The organism is Planosporangium flavigriseum (assembly GCF_011947225.1).
GTDB lineage: Bacteria > Actinomycetota > Actinomycetes > Mycobacteriales > Micromonosporaceae > Planosporangium > Planosporangium flavigriseum.
In genome coordinates, this window is the sequence record NZ_JAATVW010000004.1 from 65,927 (window position 1) to 82,126 (window position 16,200).

General features: G+C 69.3%; 16 protein-coding genes and 1 pseudogene. 2 read left to right on the plus strand and 15 right to left on the minus strand.

Translation table 11 applies throughout. From position 1 onward, the window contains the following. Positions 1-2: 2 nt before the first annotated feature. The 13 genes and pseudogenes from nuoE to paaA all read right to left on the minus strand — a co-directional run. A pseudogene (nuoE, locus tag HC028_RS07365) lies at positions 3-791 on the minus strand (NADH-quinone oxidoreductase subunit NuoE); the annotation flags it as partial. Next, a complete protein-coding gene (locus HC028_RS07370; RefSeq protein ID WP_168074384.1) occupies positions 788-2,113 on the minus strand; it encodes an NADH-quinone oxidoreductase subunit D in 1,326 nt (441 codons plus the stop codon). The gene HC028_RS07370 and the pseudogene nuoE, both read right to left, overlap by 4 nt. Further along, complete coding sequence (locus tag HC028_RS07375) at positions 2,110-2,826, minus strand: NADH-quinone oxidoreductase subunit C (protein WP_168074386.1); 717 nt, start codon at positions 2,824-2,826, stop codon at positions 2,110-2,112. The genes HC028_RS07370 and HC028_RS07375 overlap by 4 nt, the downstream gene beginning before the upstream one ends. Then, positions 2,823-3,515, minus strand: a complete 693-nt coding sequence (locus HC028_RS07380) for a NuoB/complex I 20 kDa subunit family protein (protein WP_168074388.1) — start codon at positions 3,513-3,515, stop codon at positions 2,823-2,825. Before HC028_RS07380 ends, HC028_RS07375 begins: the two co-directional genes overlap by 4 nt. Positions 3,516-3,517: 2 nt before the next feature. Then, positions 3,518-3,883, minus strand: coding sequence for an NADH-quinone oxidoreductase subunit A (locus HC028_RS07385; protein ID WP_168074390.1), 366 nt, complete (start codon positions 3,881-3,883; stop codon positions 3,518-3,520). 132 nt (positions 3,884-4,015) lie between these two features. Beyond that, complete coding sequence (locus HC028_RS07390; protein WP_239075450.1) at positions 4,016-5,275, minus strand: geranylgeranyl reductase family protein; 1,260 nt, start codon at positions 5,273-5,275, stop codon at positions 4,016-4,018. A 178-nt stretch (positions 5,276-5,453) separates the two neighbouring features. Beyond that, complete coding sequence (locus HC028_RS07395; protein WP_168074394.1) at positions 5,454-6,146, minus strand: demethylmenaquinone methyltransferase; 693 nt, start codon at positions 6,144-6,146, stop codon at positions 5,454-5,456. Between the two features lie 200 nt (positions 6,147-6,346). Then, positions 6,347-7,537: a cyclic dehypoxanthinyl futalosine synthase gene (gene mqnC, locus HC028_RS07400; RefSeq protein ID WP_168074404.1), complete on the minus strand. Its 1,191-nt coding sequence runs from the start codon at positions 7,535-7,537 to the stop codon at positions 6,347-6,349. 120 nt (positions 7,538-7,657) lie between these two features. After that, entirely contained in the window at positions 7,658-8,767 is a 1,110-nt protein-coding gene (gene paaE, locus HC028_RS07405) for a 1,2-phenylacetyl-CoA epoxidase subunit PaaE (protein ID WP_168074414.1), read from the minus strand. Beyond that, positions 8,767-9,231 carry a 1,2-phenylacetyl-CoA epoxidase subunit PaaD gene (gene paaD, locus HC028_RS07410; protein ID WP_168075102.1) on the minus strand — a complete coding sequence of 155 codons (465 nt, stop codon included), beginning with the start codon at positions 9,229-9,231 and terminating at the stop codon, positions 8,767-8,769. The genes paaE and paaD overlap by 1 nt, the downstream gene beginning before the upstream one ends. Then, positions 9,225-9,932 (minus strand): 1,2-phenylacetyl-CoA epoxidase subunit PaaC, encoded by a 708-nt coding sequence (gene paaC / locus HC028_RS07415; RefSeq protein WP_168074423.1) that lies wholly within the window; start codon positions 9,930-9,932, stop codon positions 9,225-9,227. The genes paaD and paaC overlap by 7 nt, the downstream gene beginning before the upstream one ends. Continuing rightward, on the minus strand, positions 9,929-10,210 hold the full coding sequence (paaB, locus tag HC028_RS07420) for a 1,2-phenylacetyl-CoA epoxidase subunit PaaB (RefSeq protein WP_168074425.1): 282 nt from the start codon (positions 10,208-10,210) through the stop codon (positions 9,929-9,931). Before paaB ends, paaC begins: the two co-directional genes overlap by 4 nt. Then, complete coding sequence (gene paaA / locus HC028_RS07425) at positions 10,203-11,288, minus strand: 1,2-phenylacetyl-CoA epoxidase subunit PaaA (RefSeq protein ID WP_168074427.1); 1,086 nt, start codon at positions 11,286-11,288, stop codon at positions 10,203-10,205. Before paaA ends, paaB begins: the two co-directional genes overlap by 8 nt. A gap of 257 nt (positions 11,289-11,545) precedes the next feature. Here paaA and HC028_RS07430 point away from each other — a divergent pair, with 257 nt between their 5' ends. Continuing rightward, entirely contained in the window at positions 11,546-12,478 is a 933-nt protein-coding gene (locus tag HC028_RS07430) for a hypothetical protein (protein ID WP_168074429.1), read from the plus strand. 46 nt (positions 12,479-12,524) lie between these two features. Here HC028_RS07430 and HC028_RS07435 read toward each other — a convergent pair whose 3' ends face one another. Together HC028_RS07435 and HC028_RS07440 are read right to left on the minus strand one after the other, a co-directional pair. Next, a complete protein-coding gene (locus HC028_RS07435) occupies positions 12,525-13,373 on the minus strand; it encodes a menaquinone biosynthetic enzyme MqnA/MqnD family protein (RefSeq protein WP_239075451.1) in 849 nt (282 codons plus the stop codon). Between the two features lie 36 nt (positions 13,374-13,409). Continuing rightward, on the minus strand, positions 13,410-14,006 hold the full coding sequence (locus HC028_RS07440; RefSeq protein WP_239075452.1) for a helix-turn-helix domain-containing protein: 597 nt from the start codon (positions 14,004-14,006) through the stop codon (positions 13,410-13,412). A gap of 176 nt (positions 14,007-14,182) precedes the next feature. On the opposite strand from HC028_RS07440, the gene HC028_RS07445 reads away from it, so the two are divergent. Then, positions 14,183-16,174 carry a HelD family protein gene (locus HC028_RS07445; RefSeq protein WP_239075453.1) on the plus strand — a complete coding sequence of 664 codons (1,992 nt, stop codon included), beginning with the start codon at positions 14,183-14,185 and terminating at the stop codon, positions 16,172-16,174. Positions 16,175-16,200 lie beyond the last annotated feature (26 nt).

Sequence of the window (16,200 nt, forward strand, 5' to 3'; positions counted from 1 at the left end):
TTGGACTCCTTACCAACCGCCGGCGCGTCACCGGCGGGCTTGCCATCTGAGGCCGGCTTCGGTGCCGACGGCGGCACGCTGTTGCCGGGGCCCGAGCCCTTGTCTTCGCGGCGGCTGATCGGGGTGTTCGGGTCGAAGCCCGCCACCGTGACGCCGAACCGCTCGGCGAGCCGGTTGCCCGCGAGGGTCGGCTCCCCGGCCGGCCCCTCCCCGACCGCGCCCTGCCGGTCGTCGGACCAGCCGGCGAGCTGCAGCGAAGCCTCCTTGAAGGTGCACAGCCGCGGCCCGCGGGTCGGCTGCGGGCGCTCACCGTTCTCCAACTGCTTGACGAGGTCGAGCGCCTGGTCGGCGTCGATCTGGTCGAAGAACTCGTAGTTGACGGTCATGACCGGCGCGTAGTCGCAGGCCGCGAGGCACTCCGCGTGCTCGAGCGTGATCCTGCCGTCCTCGGTCGTCTCATCGTGCCCCACGCCGAGGTGCTCGCTGAGCGCCTTGTACGCCTTGTCGCCGCCGAGCACGCCGCACATCGTGTTGGTGCACACGCTGACCAGCCAGTCACCGACGGGCCGCCGCTTGTACATGGTGTAGAAGGTGGCGACCGCCGCGACCTGAGCCTTGGTGATGCCCAGCATCTCGGCGCAGAACGCCATGCCGTCCGGCGAGACGTACCCCTCCACCGACTGCACGAGGTGCAGCATCGGCAGCAGGGCCGAGCGCTCCCGCCCGGCCGGGTAGCGGGCCATGATGGCCCGGGCCCGCTCGCGGGTCTCTTCGGTAAAGGTCTCGCTCATCGGTCACATCCGCCCATCACGGGGTCCAGCGAAGCGCCACCGGCGATCACGTCGGCGATCAGGCCGCCCTCGGCCATCGCCGGGATCGCCTGGAGGTTCACGAAGCTCGGCTCCCGGTAGTGCACCCGGTACGGCCGGGTCCCGCCGTCGGAGACGGCGTGCACGCCCAGCTCGCCACGGGGCGACTCGATCTGCAGGTACACCTGGCCCGACGGCACCCGGAAGCCTTCGGTCACCAGCTTGAAGTGGTGGATGAGGGACTCCATCGACTGCCCCATGATCTTGGCGACGTGTTCGAGGGAGTTGCCCATACCGTCGGCGCCGACGGCCAGCTGCGCCGGCCAGGCGATCTTGCGGTCGGCCACCATGACCGGGCCCGGTTCGAGCCGCTCCAGGGCCTGCTCGATGATGCGCAGGCTCTGCCGCATCTCGTTCAGCCGAACCTGGTAGCGACCCCACACATCGGCGTCGGTGCTGGTCACCACGTCGAAGTCGTACGTCTCGTAGCCGCCGTACGGCATGGTCTTGCGCAGGTCCCAGGGCAGCCCCGCGGAGCGCAGCACCGGGCCGGTGATGCCGAGCGCCAGGCAGCCGGCGGCGTCGAGGACCGCGACACCCTTGGTGCGCTCCTGCCAGATCACGTTGCCCGACAGCAGGTCCTCGTACATGTTCAGCCGGTCGGGCATGAACTTCACGAGCTCGCGGATCCGCGCGATCGCCTCGTCCGGGATGTCCTGGGCCAGGCCGCCCGGGCGCACGTACGCGTGGTTCATGCGCAGGCCGGAGGCGAGCTCGAAGATGTCGAGGATGTACTCCCGCTCCCGGAAGCCGTAGATCATCATCGACAGCGCGCCCAGCTCCATGCCGGTCGTCGCCAGCCACACCAGGTGCGACGAGATCCGGTTGAGCTCCATCATCAGGATCCGGATCGTCTTGGCCCGGTCCGGGATCTGGTCGGTGATCCCGAGCAGCTTCTCCACCGCGAAGGCGTACCCGGTCTCGTTGAACATGGGAGCCAGGTAGTCCATGCGGGTGACGAACGTGCTGCCCTGCGTCCAGTTGCGGAACTCGAGGTTCTTCTCGATTCCGGTGTGCAGGTAGCCGATGACCAGGCGGACCTCGGTGACCGTCTCGCCCTCGAGTTCGAGGACCAGCCGGAGCACGCCGTGGGTCGACGGGTGCTGCGGGCCCATGTTGACGACGATCCGCTCGTCGGCGAGCGGGTCGGCACCGCTGACGACGTCGTCCCAGTCACCACCGGTGACGGTGAAGACCTTGCCCTCAGTCGTCTCGCGCGCGCTGGCGTAGTCAGTATTCGTCACTGGTAACTCCTGCGCTGGTCGGGCGGTGGGATCTCGGCGCCCTTGTACTCGACGGGTACGCCACCCAACGGGTAGTCCTTGCGCTGCGGGTACCCCTCCCAGTCGTCCGGCATCAAGATCCGGGTGAGGTTGGGGTGGCCGTCGAAGATGATGCCGAACATGTCGTACGCCTCACGCTCCTGCCAGTCGGCAGTCGGGTAGACGGTGGTTACGCTCGGTAGGTGCGGGTCCTCGGCCGACACGGCGGCTTCGAGCCGGATCCGGCGGCGGTAGGTCATCGAGGTCAGGTGGTACACGGCATGCAGTCGCTTGGCGTCTCCACCGAGGTAGTCGACGCCGGACACGGACGAACACAGCTCGAACCGCAGCGCGAGGTCGTCGCGCAGGGCCTGGCACACCTCGGCGATGCGCTCGGCCTTGACGTGCAGGGTGAGCTCACCCCGGTCGACGATGACCTTCTCGATCGCGTCGCTGAAGCCCGGGTACGCGGCTTCGAGGGAGTCGACGACCTCGTCGAAGTACCCGCCGTACGGGCGCGGGGTGTCGAGGGCGACGCTGCGCCGGCGGACCAGGCCACCGAAGCCGGACGTGTCACCGGAGCCGCTGACCCCGAACATGCCGATGCCCGCGGGGGTGGACGGCGGATAGTCGGCCGGCGCGCCGGTGTAGGCGCCCTCGGGCTCGGTCTCGACCGGTACTTTTGGCTCGCTCACCGAGACCCTCCGTTCTTGCGCGACACGGTGCCTGCGATGCGCGCCCGCTCCTCCATCCACTTCTGGATTCGCAGCTGCTCCTCGCGGCCCTGGGCGGACGCCTTCAGCCACTCCGCCCTGCGCTGCTTGTTGAAGCGGTAGCTCGACGGCATCTCGCCGGGCTCGACCACCGGCGCACCCTCGCGCTCGCGGATGGCCTCGAGCTGCTTGCGGCGCTTCTCACCGAGCGGCTCGTGCATGACCTTCTCGTGCAGCCGCAGGATCGCGTCGATGAGCATCTCGGGGCGCGGCGGGCATCCCGGCAGGTACATGTCGACCGGCACGATGTGGTCGACGCCCTGCACGATGGCGTAGTTGTTGAACATGCCGCCGCTGCTCGCGCAGACGCCCATGGACAGGACCCACTTGGGCTCGGCCATCTGGTCGTAGATCTGGCGGAGCACGGGGGCCATTTTCTGGCTGACCCGACCGGCAACAATCATGAGGTCGGCCTGGCGCGGGCTCGGCCGGAAGACCTCCATACCGAAGCGGGCCATGTCGTAGCGGGCACCGCCGGAGGCCATCATCTCGATGGCGCAGCACGCGAGGCCGAACGTCGCCGGCCACATCGACGCCTTGCGGGACCAGTTCACCAACTTCTCGACGCTGGTGAGCAGGACGCCGCTGGGGAGCTTCTCTTCGATACCCATGATCAGTCCCAGTCCAGCCCGCCGCGCCGCCAGACGTAGGCGTACGCGACGAACACGGTCGTGATGAAGAGCACCATCTCCACGAACCCGAACAGGCCGAGCGCGTTGAAGGACACCGCCCACGGGTACAGGAAGATGATCTCGATGTCGAACACGATGAAGAGCATCGCGGTCAGGTAGTACTTGACCGGGAAGCGGCCGCCGCCGATGGGCTGCGGGGTCGGCTCGATGCCACACTCGTACGCGTCGAGCTTGGCCTTGTTGTAGCGGCGGGGGCCGGTGAACGGCGCGATCGCCACCGAGAACAGTGCGAACGCGGCTCCGAGGGCCAAAAGCCCCACGATGGGTATGTACGCCGAGAGCGACATGGCTGAAGCCTGCTCCGTCCTTTCCCTGTTCCGGTGCCCCTACGTCCGTGTCTCGGTGTGTTACCGATCACCGATCCGGCCCGTAGGGGACTTCACACTATTCCTGCTCTTGGACCGCCTGCTGTCGGGGTGTCATGCCGCCGGCGCCACCTTCGTCAATGCGGTGATGATCCGGTCCATGGCGTCGCCCCCACGGGGATCGGTGAGGTTGGCCAACAGCTTGAGGACAAACCGCATCAGCGTTGGGTGCGGCATACCGTGCTTGGTGGCGATCCGCATGACCTCGGGGTGGCCGATCAGCTTCACGAACCAGTTACCCAGCCGGTAGTAGCCGCCGTAGCGCGCCTTCAGTTCGGCGGGGTACGCAGCGAACGCCCGCTCCCGCTCGGGACCGGCCGGGCGGGCGAGGGCCTGAACGGCCACCTCGGCCGCCAGTTCACCGGACTCCATGGCGTACGCGATCCCCTCGCCGTTGAAGGGGTTGACCATGCCGCCGCAGTCGCCGACCAGCAGCACGCCACGGGTGTAGTGCGGCACCCGGTTGAAGCCCATCGGCAGCGCCGCGCCCTGGATACCACCGTCGGCGTGGGCCTCGTCGTTCAGCTGCCAGTCGTCCGGCGTGGACGACAGCCAGTCGGTGAGCAGCGTGCGGTAGTTGGTCTTGCCGAAGGCGGCCGACGAGTTGAGCACCCCGAGGCCGGCGTTGACCCGGCCGTCGCCCATCCCGAAGATCCACCCGTACCCGGGCAGCAGCTTCTCGGGGTGCTCCTTGCTGCGCAGTTCCAGCCACGACTCCAGGTAGTCGTCGTCATGCTTGGCGGGGCTGCGGTAGTAGCGCCGGACGGCCACCCCCATCGGCCGGTCTTCCCGCTTGGCGAGGCCGAGCGCCAGCGCGAACCGCCCGGAGACCCCGTCGGCCGCGATGACGAGCGGCGCGCGGTACTCGACCGGCTCTCCGCCGGCGGTCGCCTTGACGCCGACGGCCCGGCCGGAGGAGTCGAGGATCGGACCGGTCACGTTGGTGCCGGTCTTGAGGACCGCGCCCGCCTCGCTGGCGCGGGTGGCGAGCAGCTGGTCGAAGTCCATCCGGGTACGGGTCAGCCCGTAGTTGGGGAAACTCGCCAGATCGGGCCAGGCCAGTTCCAGCCGGACACCGCCGCCGATGACGCGCAGCCCCTTGTTGTGCAGCCAGCCGGCCTTCTCAGAGGTGTCGATCCCCATCTTGACCAACTGCTTGACCGCACGCGGGGTCAAACCGTCGCCGCAGACCTTCTCCCGCGGGAACTCGGTCTTCTCCAGCAACAGCACCCTGAGTCCGTGCTGGGCGAGATGATAGGCGGCCGAGGAGCCACCCGGTCCAGCGCCGACGACGATGACGTCCGCGTCGCTCACAGCCACCTCCCGGCCTCGTTGGGCCCGTGTTGACCTACCGCCGGCCGCTCGTGAAAGTCTTCACAAAGTGCCCGGCGTGAAGTGTAGAACCGATGTGGTGCAGATCGCTTGTTAGGCAGACCTAATGTCGATGACTTTTTGTCACCGGTACTGATTCGGGGCCGCAGGGCGCCGGAAGTTAGGGCCGGATGGCCCGGTGCAGGGCGACGATCCCGCCGGTGAGGTTGCGCCACGCCACCTTGCCCCATCCGTTCGCGCCGATACGGGTGGCCAGGCCGGCCTGATCCGGCCAGGCCCGGATCGACTCGGCCAGGTAGACGTAGGCGTCCGGGTTGCTCGCCACGCGCCGCGCCACCTCAGGGAGCGCGCGCATCAGGTAGCTCATGTACGCCGTGCGGAACGGGGCCACGGTCGGGTGGCTGAACTCGCACACCACCAACCGGCCGCCCGGTCGCGTCACCCGGGCCATCTCCCGCAGCGCGGCGTCAGCGTCCACAATGTTGCGCAGAGCGAACGAGATCGTGACCGCGTCAAAAGTTGCATCCGCAAACGGGAGCGCCAGGGCGTCGCCGGCCAGCAACGGCACCTCGGGCCGGTGCTGGTGACCGGCCTGCAGCATGCCCAGGGACAGGTCCGCACCGACCGCGTACGCCCCCGACCGCGCCAACTCCTCGGTCGATACGCCGGTGCCGGCGCCGAGGTCCAGCACCCGCTCACCGGGCTTCAGGTCGAGAGCCAGCCGGGTCGCGCGACGCCAGCCGCGGTCACGCCCGAACGACAGGACGGTGTTGGTCAGGTCGTAGCGCTTGGCGACCCCGTCGAACATGGCCGCCACTTCGTGCGGCTGCTTGTCCAGGTTGGCACGTGTCACGGGGAACACTGTGCCAGCGCCCCCGGCGGTGAAGACGCGCGGGGGGCCCGTTGGCAGGCCGGGAGCCGGCACCCGAACGCCGGCTCCCGGTCTTATGTGGCGGTGCACTAGTCGGTGAGCGGCACAGTGACTGCCCGCCGACGCCGCGCCAAAACCAGGAGTACGCCGCCAACTGCGCTGATTCGAGGACCGCGTGCTGATTAACGCGTCTCCACCAGCGGCAACGAACGCCCGGCGCCGCCACCCGGCATGGCGATCGACGAGAAGTGGGAGACCACCCGCTCGTCCGTCGGGTCGTCGGCGGGCGTCCAGTGGACCCTGAGGTGGTTGTACCGGGTGTCACGCTGGGCAGGGATGCGCCCGGCGGTGCGGATCATCTCGACCAACTCGGTCAGCTTGGAGCGGTGGCGGGCACCGGCCGAGGAGATGACGTTCTCCTCCAGCATGATCGAGCCGAGGTCGTCGACGCCCATGTGCAGCGACACCTGACCGACGTCCTTGCCCGTCGTCAGCCACGAGGACTGCAGGTGGGCGACGTTGTGGAAGAACAGCCGGGCCACCGCGATGAGCCGCAGGTACTCCAGCGACGTCGCCTGCGTCCGGCCCTTGAGGTGGTTGTTCTCCGGCTGGTACGTCCAGGGGATGAACGACCGGAAGCCACCGGTACGGTCCTGAACGTCCCGGATCATCCGCATGTGTTCGATGCGCTCGGCGTTGGTCTCACCGGTGCCCATCATCATCGTCGCGGTCGACTCGATGCCCAGGTGGTGAGCGGTCTCCATGACCTCGAGCCAGCGCTCGCCGGACTCCTTCAACGGAGCGATCGCGGTACGCGGGCGGGCCGGCAGCATCTCTGCCCCGGCACCGGCGATCGAGTCCAGGCCGGCGGCCTTGATCCGGCGCAGCGCCTCCTCGATCGAGGTGCCCGACACCTTGGCCATGTGCAGGACCTCGCTCGGCCCGATCGAATGAATGACCAGGTCCGGGAACTCCCGCTTGACCGACGAGAAGAGCTCTTCGTAGTACTCAACCCCGAAATCGGGGTGGTGGCCGCCCTGCAGCATGACCTGCGTCGCGCCCAGGGCAACCGCCTCGGCGCAGCGCCGCAGGATCTCGTCCAAAGAGTGCGACCAGCCCTCGGCGTGCTTCGGCGCCCGGTAGAACGCGCAGAACTTGCAGGCCGTCACGCACACGTTCGTGTAGTTGATGTTGCGATCGATGATGTACGTGACGATGCCGTCCGGGTAACGCCGGCGGCGCACCGCGTCGGCGGCCTCGCCGAGCGGATGCAGTGGCGCATCGGTGTAGAGGAGCAGCGCCTCCTCTGGACTGATCCGGCCACCATCGGCCGCGCGCTGGAGGATGTCGTCGAGCTCCCGGTTCCCACTCACGCCTTGAGGGTACGCAATACCTCCGTGCCCGGTGACGTGACGTGCTCCGCAACTGTCCCCTGTGGCTGAGGAGGGCGCCCCGGTAACCGTCCACGAGGGGTACCGGGACGCCCTCCTCAGTCAGGCGTCGTAGTCGATTCGAACCTCGTCGGTGACCGGGCTGGACTGGCAGGTCAGCACGTAACCGGCGGCCAGGTCCGCCGGTTCGAGGGCAAAGTTGCGCGCCATCGCGACCTCCCCCGCGACGACCTTCGCCCGGCAGGTCGAGCAGACCCCGCCCTTGCACGCGTACGGCAACTCCCCGCGTACCCGCAGCGCGGCGTCGAGGATCCGCTCGTCTCGGCGCATGGTGAAGGTGGAGGCACGGCCGTCCAGGAGGATCGTGACCTGTGCGCCGACTTCGTCTGACGCGGCGGGTAACTCGCGGGCGGGGATCGGCGCGTCCTCGACGTGGAACAGCTCGGTATGCACCTTCTCGTCCGGGACGCCCCTGCGCCCCAGCACCGCCTTGGCGTCGATGACCAGGCCGTACGGGCCGCACAGGAACCACTCGTCGACGCTGTCGGCCGGCAGCAGCGCGTCCAGCAGCCGATTCAACCGGTCGGCGTCCATCCGCCCGGAGAGCAGTTCGGCGCCCTGCGGCTCGCGGGAGAGTACGTGCACCACCTGCAGCCGGGTCGGGTACCGGTCCTTCAGGTCGGCCAGCTCCTCGGCGAACATCACGCTCCGGGCGTACCGGTTGCCGAAGAACAGCGTGAACCGGCTCTCCGGCTCGGTGGCGAGCGCGGTGGCGACGAGCGAGAGCACCGGCGTGATGCCCGAGCCGGCGGCGACCGCCGCGTAGTGCCGGGTACGGGCCGGGTCGAAGTCGGTGGTGAAGTGGCCGAGCGGGGGCATGACCTCGACGGTCTGACCCTCGCGCAGGGTCAGGGCATAGGTGGAGAACGCGCCCCCGGCGACCTGCTTGACACCGATCCGCAGCCGGCCGTGCTCCACGAGATCCGGTGGCGTGGAGCTGATCGAGTACGACCGGCGCACGTCGGTGTCGTCGACGACCCGGCGAACGGTCAGGTGCTGGCCGGCCTTGAACGCGAACAGCTCCCGTAGCTTCGGCGGGACCCCGAACGTGACCGCCACCGCGTCGTCGGTGAGCCGCTGGACCTCGATGACCCGCAGCTCGTGGAAGACCGGCCGGCGCCGCTGCGGACGCCTGATGGTCACGGTGGTCATCAGTAGGCCTTCACATGATCAAACGGTTCGGCGCAGGCGCGGCAGCGCCACAGCGCCTTGCAAGCGGTCGAACCGAAGCGGGACAGCTCCTCGGTGTTCGGCGAGCCGCACCGCGGGCAGCGTACGCCGAGCGTCAGGGCGATCGGCCCGCGGGACGGGCCGGGCGGCGCGATCCCCGCCGCGGCCAGCTTCGACCGGCCGTCGTCGGTGATCCAGTCGGTGCTCCACGCCGGGCGCAGCGTCGTGACGATCTCGGGGTCGGCGTAGCCGGCCGACCGCAGTGCCTGCCGGATGTCGGCCCGGATGACGTCCATCGCCGGGCAGCCGGAGTACGTGGGCGTGATGGTCACGGTGACGCGCTCCCCGTCGACCGTCACGTCCCGCAGGATCCCCAGGTCGGCGATTGTCACCACGCGGAGCTCCGGATCCACGACGGCGGCGACGACGTCGTAGACGTTCACCAGCGCGCCCCCGGGTGCGCCCGGTGTAGCACCTGCAACTCGGCGAGCAGGTACGACAGGTGCTCGGTATGCAGCCCCTGCCGGCCGCCGCCGGGCGCCCAGCCGCCGTCGGCCGGCCGCGTCAGCGTCGCCTCGTCCAGCACGGCCGTCACCAGGGACAGCCACTGCGGGCGCAGCGCGGCGTGGTCGCCTTCGAAAAGCTCATGGGTGTACGGCCAGAGCCGGTCGACGGCGTCCTGCATGCGCCGGTGCGATTCCGGCGTGCCGTCACCGAGCCGGACCGTCCACAGTGATGCGTGGTCGAGGTGGTACGCCGACTCCTTACGGGCCTTGTCGGCGACGGCCGACAGCCGCTCGTCCCCCGCGGCGGCGAGCCACTCGTAGCGCAGCTTCTGGTACGCCGACAGGAACAGCAGCTTGGCCATCGTCACCGCGAAGTCGGGCTCCGGCAGCTCGACGAGCAGGCAGTTGCGGTACTCGCGGTCGCCCCTCAGGTACGCCAGCGCATCCTCGTCACGGCCGGCCCCCTCCAGCTCCCCCGCGTACGTGAGCAGCAGCCGCGCCGCACCGAGTTGGTCGAGGGCGATGTTGGCCAGGGCCACGTCCTCTTCCAGCTCAGGTGCCCGCGCGCACCACTGCGCCAGCCGCTGCGCCGCGACGAGCGCGTCGTCGCCGAGCCCGAGCACGTAGTCCACAGAGGTCATATGTGCCCCGCGCCTTCCGGTACCTCGTAGAAGGTCGGGTGGCGGTACACCTTGTCCGCGGCCGGGTCGAAGAAGGCGTCCTTCTCGTCCGGGCTACTGGCGACGATCGAAGCGGCCGGCACCACCCAGATCGAGACGCCCTCCTGCCGGCGGGTGTACAGGTCGCGGGCGTTACGCAGGGCCAACTCCGCGTCCGGGGCGTGCAGGCTACCGACGTGCGTGTGCGCCAGGCCGCGTCGGGGCCGCACGAAGACCTCCCAGAGCGGAGAATCAGACACCGGCCGGCTCCCTCGCTGCCCGCTTCGCCGCGTACGCCGCGGCTGCCTCACGTACCCATGCGCCTTCTTCATGTGCCCGGCGGCGATGCTCCAGGCGCTGCCGGTTGCACGGCCCGTCGCCGGAGATCACGCGCATCAGCTCGTGGAAGTCGGGCTGGGTGAAGTCGTAGTGGTCGCGCTCGGCATTCCAGCGCAGGTCCGGGTCGGGCAGCGACAGCCCCAGCACAGTCGCCTGCTGTACGCACATGTCGACGAAGCGCTGGCGTAGCTCATCGTTGGAGAAGCGCTTGATCTTCCACGTCATCGACTGCTCCGAGTGGGTGGAGGCGGTGTCGGGCGGGCCGAACATCGCGAGCGACGGGTACCACCAGCGGTTGACCGCGTCCTGGGCCATCGCCCGCTGGGCCGGCGTGCCGTGGGCGAGCGTGTGCAGAATCTCGAACCCCTGCCGCTGGTGGAACGACTCCTCCTTGCAGATGCGGATCATCGCCCGCGCGTACGGCCCGTACGAACAGCGGCACAGCGGAACCTGGTTGACGATCGCCGCACCGTCGACCAGCCAGCCGATGGTGCCCACGTCGGCCCAGGTCAACGTCGGGTAGTTGAAGATCGAGGAGTACTTCTGCCGCCCGGTGAGCAGCTGATCCACCAGGTCGGAGCGGGAGACGCCGAGCGTCTCGGCCGCCGCGTACAGGTAGAGCCCGTGGCCCGCCTCATCCTGCACCTTGGCCAGCAGGATCGCCTTGCGCTTCAACGACGGCGCGCGGGAGATCCAGTTGCCTTCCGGCTGCATGCCGATGATCTCGGAGTGCGCGTGCTGGGCAATTTGCCGAATGAGGCCCAGCCGGTACGGATCGGGCATCCAGTCGCGTGGCTCGATTTTCTGGTCGGCATTTATGACCGCATCGAAGTAATCCTGAAGCCGGTCGTCGCCGACCACCGACCGTTCGGAGGCCGACCGCAACTCACGCTCGGCATCCTCGACCTGCTCGAGCAGGGTCCGTCCAGCGCTGGTCGCGGCGACATCAGACGCGGGGACGCCAGCGTCGCCGGTCGCCGCGAAATCGTTGCCGTACACCCCATCAGTGTTACAGCGGCCAGCGCTGTTAGCAACGTGCTGTAACAAGCAACCTTTCCATCGGTCCACCCCGTTCAGGTGAATGCTTCGGCGCTCCCGCACGGGAGGTAGACCACGAACAATTAGGACATAACATTGCGAACCAGTGCCTATGGTCGCCCGAACCTGGGCGATGTCGGTTACTCTGCCCACGGACACCGGCCTCGATGGACCGGTGCCCGTGGCACCACCCCCGCTCAACGCCCAGGGAGTTTTCTGTGCGCCTCCGCGTGACCATGCCCGCCGTGATGGTCACCCTTGTCCTCGGCGCGGTCGGCGTCGTCTCCGCAGTACCGAGCCTGCGCACCCGCGTGGTCGACGCTCTGCAGCTGAACGACAATCCGGCCGGCGCCGCGCCGATCCTGGCGGACGGGCGGCTGCTGGGCCACGGGAACCTGCGGATCGCCGCCCAGCCGGCCCCGCCCGCACGGCCCATGCTCACGACACACCCGGTCAGCCTGGATGTGAAGGGCTTTGCCTCCTGGGCCCTGCTCGACCGAAAGACCGGGAAGATCACGGGGTCGCCCAACTACATCTCGGGCATCAACAGCACCGAGTCGATGATCAAGGTCTGGCTGACCGCTGACTATCTGCGCCTACTCGGAACCAAGCAGCCCACCAGCCAGCGGCTGGCCGAGTTGAGCCGCATGATCCGCGACAGCGACGACGACGCCGCCGAGGACATCTACCAGGTCAACGGGCGCAGCACGACGATCAAACGGATGATCAGCACCTGCGGCCTCACCGAGACGACGGTGGTCAACGGGTGGTGGAGCAAGACGCAGATCAGCGCGCGCGACGCCGTCCGGCTCGGAGAGTGCGTGGCCAATGGCAAGGCCGCCGGAGCCAAGTGGACGAACTGGGTACTGAACGAGATGCGCGAGGTGCGCGGCACCGTCGACGAGGAGCCCGACGGCGGCCGGTGGGGCATCATCGACGCCCTGCCCGCTGAGATGGCCAACGACACCGCGATCAAAAACGGTTGGACTCTGCTGTACGACGACGGAAACTGGCACGTCAACTGCCTGGCAGTCCAGTCGGACTGGGTGCTGTCCGTCCTGACCCGGTACCCGGCGAAGCTCGGCAAGCAGTACGGCGCCGATACCTGCAAGCAGGTCACCCAACAGCTGATGGCCCCGGCCAGCCACTGACGGCCAGCCACTGACGGTCAGCGGCTGGCCGGTCAGCCCTCGAAACTCAGCCGTTGAAGAACTGCGGGCCGTCGGCCGGCAGTTCCGGCACCGCCCCCAGCTCGGCCGCGCGCCGCGCGAACTCGCGTACCCCGTCGACCTGCCGCGCCCCCAGGGAGAAGTCCAGGGCGCGGAAGTACGTGGCGAGCGTGGCCGCGTCGAACGGCTCCCACCGCGCCGCCGCGGTGGCCACCTCGTCCAGTTCGCGCAGTGACAGGTCCCGCGACCGCAGGAAGGCCTGGTGCACGTCCTTGACCTGGCCGGGGTTGGCCTCGGCGAAGTCACGCCGGACCGCCCAGACGGCGAAGACCATCGGCAGGCCGGTCCAGTCCCGCCAGGCCTGCCCGAGGTCGGTGACGGTGAGACCCCGCCCCGGCGCCTCGTAGAGCGCGCGCAGCGCGACATCGCCGATCAGGACCGCCGCATCGGCCTCCAGCAGCATCCCCGTCAGGTCGGGCGGGCACCGGAAGTACTCCGGGTTCGCCTGGTAACGGCCGGCGAGGAGCATGCGAGCCAGCAGGACGCCGGTACGCGACGTCGAGCCCAGCGCGACCCGGCGGCCGTCCAACTGCTCCAAGGGCAGTGTGGACACCAGGTTGACCGACAGCACCGGCCCGTCACTGCCGACGGCGATGTCCGGCAGCAGCAGCAACTGGTCGGCGTTGCGCAGGTACTCGACCAGCGAGATCGGGCCGATGTCCAGGTCACCGGCGACCAGAGCGGTGTTGAGCCGGTCCGGCGTGTCCTTGTACAGGTCCACGTCGAGCAGTGCGCCCGACCGCATGAGCCCCCAGTACAGGGGGAGGCAGTTGAGGAACTGGATGTGCCCGACTCTGGGCCGCTGCTCGGCAGTCACGATTCCCAACCGTAGACCCGTCCGATCAGCTCCGCGTCACTGAGGGTGATCTCCCGACGCGAGGCGATCGATCGGAAACGCCCGATAGTTGACGACGACGGACCGGGCGCCCTCCGGCGGATTGAGCCGGCGCATGAACGAGTACGGCTTCAGCAGCTCGTCGACGGCCTCGTTGAGCTTCTCCAGCTCCTCGGCCGTGACCAGCAGATGAATCTTGGTGATCCGGGCAGCCTGATGCCACTCGGGATCGTCGCTGTCGGCCGACTCCATCCACTGCCGGGCCTGCGCCTCGTCGCGGGCGAGCACCGCGTCGACCAGGAGCCGACCCGCCTCCCACACCTCCGGCGGTTCGTTCGGACCCGCCTCGAAGCGGAGCCCGCTACGGGCACGCTGCCACACCCGCTCCCGGCCGTCGCCCCGGCTCGGCGCCTCCTCCACCAGGCCGTACTTGGCCAGAGCGCGCAGGTGGTAGCTGGTCGCGCTCGGCGACAACCCGACGACCTGTGCGAACTGCGTCGCCGTGCCGGTCTGGCCGGTCGCGAGCGCGTCGATGATCGCCATCCGGGCCGGATGGGCCAGCGCCCGCATAACCCGTGGATCTCTGATCTGGAGTGGAGGCTGTTCCTCGGTCACCTAAATAGCCTGCCTGGTCGACTGCGTCCGCGTACACTTTCCCCTCCGCGCGCCCTCATGCGCGCCTGAAGCACCGCTCGACGGCCGAGGTGTAAGCACCGAAACGGACGTCCCCGCGCCCGCACCGAGTGGGACACGCAGGCGGCACCCATCGACCTCGACGAAGGTGGCCTCCCTTGACCCTGCACACCCTAGAAGCCGAACTGGCCGACGAACGCGCCCACCTCGCCGCCTCCCGTGCGGCGCTGCGGCGCATGCGCGAACGCGCCGAGGCGCTCTTCGTCACCGGCGAGGACGTCGCCGGTGACGCCTACAGCGCCGAGACGCTGGGGCGTACCCTCTCGCGGCGGGTCGCCGAACTGGCCGACAACCCGAACACCCCGCTCTTCTTCGGCCGTCTGAACTTCGAGAACGACGAGCGTTACCACGTCGGGCGCCGGCATGTGACCGACGACGCGGGCGAACCGATGGTGCTCGACTGGCGAGCGCCGATCTCCCGCTCGTTCTACCGGGCGAGCGCGAGCGACCCGCAGGGCGTGGCTGTACGGCGCCGCTTCGGGTTCTCCGGCGGCGAGCTGACCAGCTTCGAAGACGAGTACCTCGGCCGGGGCGAGGAGTTGGGCACGGCCAGCCGGATCCTCACCGCCGAGATCGAACGGCCCCGTGTCGGGCCGATGCGCGACATCGTCGCCACCATCCAGCCCGAGCAGGACGAGTTGGTACGCGCCGAGCTGGACGAGTCCATCTGCATCCAGGGCGCGCCGGGCACCGGGAAGACGGCGGTCGGGCTGCACCGGGCGGCGTACCTGCTGTACCTGCACCGCGAGCGACTCAAGCGGGCGGGCGTGCTCATCGTCGGTCCGAACCGGGCGTTCCTGCACTACATCGCGGCGGTCCTGCCGGCCCTCGGCGAGCTGGACGTGCAGCAGGCGACCGTCGACGACCTCGTCGCCCGGGTACCGGTCCGCGCCACGGACGAACCGGCGGCCGCGGCCGTCAAGCAGGACGCCCGGATGGCTGCCGTGCTCGCGAACGCCCTGCGCGCCCGCGTCCGTACCCCCACCGAGCCGCTCATGGTGCCGGACGGGTCGTACCGCTGGCGGATCTCGACCGAGGCGCTGCGCCGCATCGTCGACGAGGTGCGCCGCGAAGCTCCCCCGTACGCCATCGGCCGGGAGCGGGTCCGCGCCCGGGTGGTCGCGATGCTGGTCCGGCAGGCCGAGTACACCAGCGGCGAGTCGCCGAGCGAGGCCTGGCAGCGCCGCATGGGCAAGGCGAAGCCGGTCGTCGAGTTCCTCGACGCGGTCTGGCCCGCCGTCACAGCCGAGCAGCTTGTCTTCGACGTCCTCTGTGACCCGCCGGACGACCTCCTCACCCACGCCGAGCGGGATGCGATCCGCTGGGCCAAGCCCCCTCGCACCGTCAAGTCCGCGAAGTGGACCGCCGCGGACGCGGCCCTCGTCGACGAGGCGGCCGGCCTGATCGACCGGGTGCCGAGCTTCGGGCACGTCGTCATCGACGAGGCCCAGGACCTCTCACCGATGCAGTGCCGGGTGATCGCCCGCCGCAGCGAGCACGGATCGGTCACGCTCCTCGGCGACCTGGCGCAGGGCACCGCGCCGTGGGCCGCACGCGACTGGCGGGACACCCTCGCCCACCTCGGCAAGCCGGACGCCCGGGTGGTGCCGCTGCGTACCGGCTTCCGGGTACCGGAAGTGGTGCTCGACCTGGCCAACCGGCTGCTGCCGGCGCTCGGGGTGGACGTACCGGAAGCGGTCTCGCTGCGGCGCGACGGGGCGCTGCGGGTACGCCAGGTGACCGACCTGGAGAGCGCAACGGTGACGGCGGTCCGTGAGGCGTCCGAGTTCGATGGCTCCGTCGGGGTGATCGCGGCGGACGTGGCGGTGCCGGTACTCGCGAAAGCGTTGGCGGCGGCCGGCGTGACCGCGGGCGGGCCCGACGACGACGAGCGGGTCACGGTGATGCCGGCAAGCCTGGCCAAGGGCCTCGAGTACGACCATGTGATCGTCGTCGAGCCGGCCGACATCGTGGCCGCCGAGCCTCGCGGCCTGCACCGGCTGTACGTGGTCCTGACCCGCGCGGTGTCCAGACTGGACGTTCTGCACCACGCGCCCCTACCGGAGCCGATTGCAACTCAACGCCAATAAGGAAAATTTCATGCATCCCTGTCGAC